General features: G+C 30.6%; 7 protein-coding genes. All 7 read left to right on the forward strand.

The genetic code is table 11. The features are described from left to right. Positions 1-166: 166 nt before the first annotated feature. Entirely contained in the window at positions 167-1,411 is a 1,245-nt protein-coding gene (locus RQ907_RS07495) for a DUF2812 domain-containing protein (RefSeq protein ID WP_311492753.1), read from the forward strand. Next, positions 1,411-1,722 (forward strand): PadR family transcriptional regulator, encoded by a 312-nt coding sequence (locus RQ907_RS07500; protein WP_311492754.1) that lies wholly within the window; start codon positions 1,411-1,413, stop codon positions 1,720-1,722. Before RQ907_RS07495 ends, RQ907_RS07500 begins: the two co-directional genes overlap by 1 nt. A 297-nt stretch (positions 1,723-2,019) precedes the next feature. Continuing rightward, a complete protein-coding gene (locus RQ907_RS07505; protein ID WP_311492755.1) occupies positions 2,020-2,499 on the forward strand; it encodes an ABC transporter permease in 480 nt (159 codons plus the stop codon). Between the two features lie 44 nt (positions 2,500-2,543). Next, positions 2,544-3,287: an alpha/beta hydrolase gene (locus tag RQ907_RS07510; protein WP_311492756.1), complete on the forward strand. Its 744-nt coding sequence runs from the start codon at positions 2,544-2,546 to the stop codon at positions 3,285-3,287. Between the two features lie 42 nt (positions 3,288-3,329). Then, positions 3,330-3,767, forward strand: coding sequence for a GNAT family N-acetyltransferase (locus RQ907_RS07515; RefSeq protein WP_311492757.1), 438 nt, complete (start codon positions 3,330-3,332; stop codon positions 3,765-3,767). Positions 3,768-3,851: 84 nt separating this feature from the next. Next, a complete protein-coding gene (locus RQ907_RS07520) occupies positions 3,852-4,502 on the forward strand; it encodes a response regulator transcription factor (RefSeq protein ID WP_311492758.1) in 651 nt (216 codons plus the stop codon). Between the two features lies 1 nt (position 4,503). Continuing rightward, a partial coding sequence (locus RQ907_RS07525; RefSeq protein ID WP_311492759.1) for a HAMP domain-containing sensor histidine kinase occupies positions 4,504-5,180 on the forward strand: 677 nt, incomplete at its 3' end.

Here is a 5,180-nt window from a genome sequence, read left to right on the forward strand (position 1 = left end):
TGAAATTTGAATATTTATATTATCTTAAGCCGCCTACTGCTTATCTTTTATTGATAAGTGTAGGTGGTTTTTTAATAAATTAAAAATTTATATTGACAAATATCGATTATCGATATATAATCAAATTAACAAATATCGAGACTCGATATTTAAAAGGAGGCAAGAGATGCTCAAGTTTAGATTTTTAACTTATACCAATTTTGGTCTTATGGAAAAATGGTATGAAGAGATGGCTAGGGAAGGTTGGCAGATAGAAAAAATTCCACTTCCTTTTGTCCAGAAGTTTAAAAAATGTGAACCAGCTGATGTAAAATACAAGATTTCTATTGCTCCTAATGAGACTTGGGGTCATAAATTTTCTAAGGAAGAACTCAAAGAATATGATGAGATGGCAGAAGAATATGGATGGCATTTGATTGATAGGTCCTTTAATATGAACATCTATAAGGTTGATAAGGAAGGAGCAGAATCTCTCTATAATGATGATTCATACGAAATTGATATTTTAAATAAGGGTATCAAAGGTGAATTAATTACAATAAGCGTGAATCTTCCTGTTTTTACTTTTCTGGCTCTATCCAGCATTGCTCGTTTAAGGTCAAGCGATATATATTACTCTAATTTTCCATTTTTTATGGCACCAGCTGTTAGTTTATTTCTAATATTATCACTCTTATCTTTAGGAGATTATGTAAGTTTTAAGAGGAGAAATAAGGAAGTTAAAGCCATAAAAGATTTGAAATTTACTGGGTTGGGAATAGGAAAGTTACAAGCTTTGCTACCTGTATTATCAATAGTGTTAATAATTTTATCTTGGATTGCATTAGTAATACATCAGCTAGAAATGGGTTATGGGCTAACAATACTTATTTCCGTGATTCCTATGATATTTATGGTTATTCTTATCTCTTACTTTATCAAAAAAGTAAAACAAATGGATGCCAAAAAAGGACAGAAAAAATTTCTATTTGCTTTAATTCCAGTAATAATGTTTGTGGTATTTAGCATATCTAATCTTGGTATGTTTGATAAGCTTGCATTAAAAGATGACTTTCAACCAAAAGAAATAGGTGGTTTTTCTGTAATGGAAGAATCTACAAGTTTCTTGGCGGAAAGCTGTGAAGACTACATGGCAAATTCTAATGACCTCAATATAAGAAAAACTGTAGTAAATTCTGAAGGGCTTGCGAAAGATTTATTTAATAGAATTCTTAAAAATGCCGAAAACCACCCATATAGGGCTGAATTTGTAAAAGATATTTCAAAAGATTTTTCTTATGATAGGTCTTATAGCCTTTCTGACGAGAATTCATATTTGATTTTAAAGGGTAAAATGGTTTTGGAAGTTGATGGGAATATCTATGACGATAAGGTCGCAAAATATATAGAAAAGATACTTGAGGCAAAATAATGGCAAGAGACCAATTTCAAACCCTAACAGAACCAATGTATTTCACTCTCTTAGCCCTTGGAGAAGTGAGAAACGGAGCGGAAATTACATCTTGGGTAGAGGAGATAACCAAGGGAAGGATAAGGCTAGCACCCGGTACCCTTTATGCTCTATTAGCCCAGTTTTTAGAAAACAATTTGATAAAAAGGGTGGAAACAGACCAAAAAGGTAAACACTACATCATCACCGATGAAGGAATAGAACTTTTAAAATACGAAGTTCAAAGACTTAGATTTTTAATATCTAACTATGAAAATCACTTTGAAAAATAAAATTAGTTTATATATGGCTTTTAAGAAAATCTTAGGAGCCATTTTTGTTGAAATTCATTAAAAATCACTTTATCACGATATAAGCGAGGTATAATGATAGTAATAACAAGTATCGCCTTGGGGAATTGTTATAGATTTTTATACGGAGTCTAGGATGAGTTAACTCATAAAAAGGAATCTGTAATTCTTATTCCTTGGTTAGATTTTTATAGTAGGCAGGGATAGTCAAGACGACATAATTGACTTATTGAAAGCTTGAATTTCTTATTTTATTAGAAAAAAATTTTGGAGGTATTTATGATTTTAGTTACATTGGTAATTTTATGCCTGGTATTTTTTGCCTTATGTTATCTAGGCACTGGTACGGATGAGAAAAATTTAAAAAACTATATGTCCTACCCCGATGAAGTACAAGAAAAAATAAAAAATATAGGTGCCTACCAGGGAAAATTTAAAGAAACTAGTAAGGTTTCGGCTTTTATTGCAAACTTTATAATTTTTTCTATTTTATTTTTGCTATTGGGTTTAAAAATCCGTCAGAAAAGTTTTGTTCAAAACTTTATGGCCTTATTTATTTTAGGCCAAGGTTTGAATATTTTTGACCTGGTACTTATAGACCTCTTGTGGTGGAGAAGGACAAAAAGAATAAGATTTTCAAAGATACCAGGAAAAAGCCTTTATCAAAATCCAAAAAAACATATAGAAGCATTTGAAAGAGCCTTCTTAATGTACTTTTTTATTGCTTTGGTAGATGGATATATTTTGACCTTGTTTTAAAAAAATATTTATGGAAAAATCTGAAATTACTTTGAGGAAATATTATGAATTTTACTTGCTATGGGGAAAAATCGAATAAATCAATCCTTTTTATCCATGGTCTTGCATCAACGGCAGACTTGTGTTTTATGCCACTTTTGCCTTATCTTGGTGATTACTATGTAATTTTTTGTGAGCTTGACGGGCACTGTCCATCTGATCCTAATGATTTACTTTCTATGGAAAAAACTATTAAAGATATAGAAGCCTACTTATTAGGAGAATTTGATGGTAATCTTTATGGAATATGTGGATTTTCCATGGGAGGGACTCTGGCTATAGACCTAATTTCTAGGGGAAATATTAGGGTAGAAAAAGTTTTGGTTGATGCTCCGATTACTGTGGAATTAGGGATTATTGGTTTTTTATATACTTGGGCCTTTATTTTAGGAACAAATGTGATCAAAAAAGGCAAAAAAATTCCAAAATTTTTGCTAGATTTGGTCGCAGGTAAGGATAATACAAGCATCATCGAAATGATGTATTCAAAAATTAGCAAAAGCACAATCAAAAATGTTTGCAATTATATTTATCATTACGAATTTTCTGAGAATTTAAAAAAATACCCTAAACCAGTTTTATTTTGGAGGGGTAGCGAAGAGCCAATTCCAGCAAAAAGCCAAAAGAATTTGAAAAAATATTTACCACAAATAACAGTACAAGTCTTTGAAGGCCTAGGTCATGGTCAATTTTTACATGAAAGTTCAAAAGAATACGCTGAAAGATTGAAAAAATTCATGGGTGATTAATAATTTATTTATAAATATAGAAAATTTAAGGAAGGGATTAATTTGGAAATTAGGGAAATTTTAAAAACAGATATAAAAAAATTGTCAAGTTTGATGGTAGAAGTCTATAACGCTCCACCTTGGAATGATAAATGGACAGAAGAAACAGCCTTAGAATCCTTATCTTCTCTTTGTGATTTTCCAAATTTTACTGGATATCTTATAGCAGATGGAGATGAAATAATTGGAGCAATACTAGGACATTCTAGAAGATATGCCACTGAAATTACTTATTATATTGATGAGTTTTTCATTTCAGAAAAATATAGGAGATTAGGATTAGGGGAGAATCTGTATAAGACAACCATAAAGCAATTAAAGAAAAAATCTATAAGTGGGGCGTTTTTCACAACTTTGAAAAATTCTCCTGCCTATTATTTTTATATAAAAGAAGGAGCTTGGGATCTCGAAGATTCTGCATGCTTTTACCATAAATTTTAGCAAGACACCTATTAAACTATAGGTGTTTTTCTTTAAAAATTAATAAGGGTATATTGTAATCATAATTTAAATACGAGGAAGCAAATGAAAAGAATTTTAATTATTGAAGATAACGAAGATATTGCCTTGCAAATAAAAAAATATTTAATCAAGAACGGATATGAGGTTGACCTTGCAAAGTCTTTTTATGAAGCTACTTACAGGATGAATGTAGACATTGATGTTGCGCTTTTAGATATAAACCTACCTGATAAAGAGGGCCAGTATCTAATAGAGAAGTTAAAAGAAAAGGACATTAGGGTTATTGTAACAACGGTAAAAAATGAAGAAGATTTTATAATTAATGCTTTAGACCAAGGAGCGGATGATTATCTTACTAAACCATTTTCCCTTGCGATTTTAAGGGCAAGGATTGATGCGGTTTTAAGGACTATTCCTATTTCACAAGATAAAATTATTTCCTATAAGGATATAAAAATAGATTTAAATGAGTCAAAAGTTTATTTTAAAGGGGAAAATATTGAATTAACCCCACTTGAATATGATATATTACTCTTATTTATCAAAAATCCCCACAGGGTTTACACAAGAAGCCAACTATTAGAAATGTTTTGGGAAGATAGGGAAAAATTTGTAAATGACAATACTCTAACATCAACTATTAAAAGAATCAGAGAAAAGCTTGATAGGGAAATTATCACGACTGTCAGAGGAATTGGATATAGGATGGATTGAGATGCTGTATGTATTTTGGATAATAAGTCTGGGACTTCTATATTGTTTTTTAGAAAAAAGAAAGAAAAATAGAATAAATGAACTTATAGATTTGATAGAAAACATGAAAAATCAAAATTATAAAATCCCTATGAAGCAAGATGATTTTTCAATTTTAGAAGATAAGATTTACAAACTTTTTATAGAAATAGTAGAAGCCAAAGAGATAAGCAGAAAAAATAGCGAAAAGCAAATTGAATACCTAGAAGACATCGCTCATCAAATCAAAACTCCCATCACATCGATGCTTTTTTCCATAGAGAGTTTGGAGATGGACTTTTCAGATAATGATGATATAGCGGTTTTAAAAAGACAACTCTTAAGATTAAACGCTTTATCAGATATTTTACTCAAACTATCAAGCCTAGATGCGAACAAAGATCTTATGAAAAAAGAAAAAATATGTTTGGATGAATTAGTGGATTATGCCTTAGATAGTTTGAATGTAAAGAAATCTATGAAGGTAGAAAAGAGAACGGAATTAAAAGAAAATAGCATCAATGGAGATTTTTATTGGCTGGCAGAAGCTCTGATTAATATTATAAAGAATGCTGATAATAGACCGTCTTGTGATAAAATCGTGGTTTCATCATACAAAAATCCCCTCTATACAAGCTTAATCATTGAAGACAATGGCGG

Origin of the sequence: uncultured Anaerococcus sp. (assembly GCF_963510575.1) — a bacterium.
In the GTDB taxonomy this organism is placed as follows: domain Bacteria; phylum Bacillota; class Clostridia; order Tissierellales; family Peptoniphilaceae; genus Anaerococcus.

Excerpts from the sequence above, each read along its gene's own strand:
- RQ907_RS07495 (WP_311492753.1), top strand. The coding sequence starts at position 167 with ATGCTCAAGTTTAGATTTTTAACTTATACCAATTTTGGTCTTATGGAA.
- RQ907_RS07500 (WP_311492754.1), top strand. The coding sequence starts at position 1,411 with ATGGCAAGAGACCAATTTCAAACCCTAACAGAACCAATGTATTTCACT.
- RQ907_RS07505 (WP_311492755.1), top strand. The coding sequence starts at position 2,020 with ATGATTTTAGTTACATTGGTAATTTTATGCCTGGTATTTTTTGCCTTA.
- RQ907_RS07510 (WP_311492756.1), top strand. The coding sequence starts at position 2,544 with ATGAATTTTACTTGCTATGGGGAAAAATCGAATAAATCAATCCTTTTT.
- RQ907_RS07520 (WP_311492758.1), top strand. The coding sequence starts at position 3,852 with ATGAAAAGAATTTTAATTATTGAAGATAACGAAGATATTGCCTTGCAA.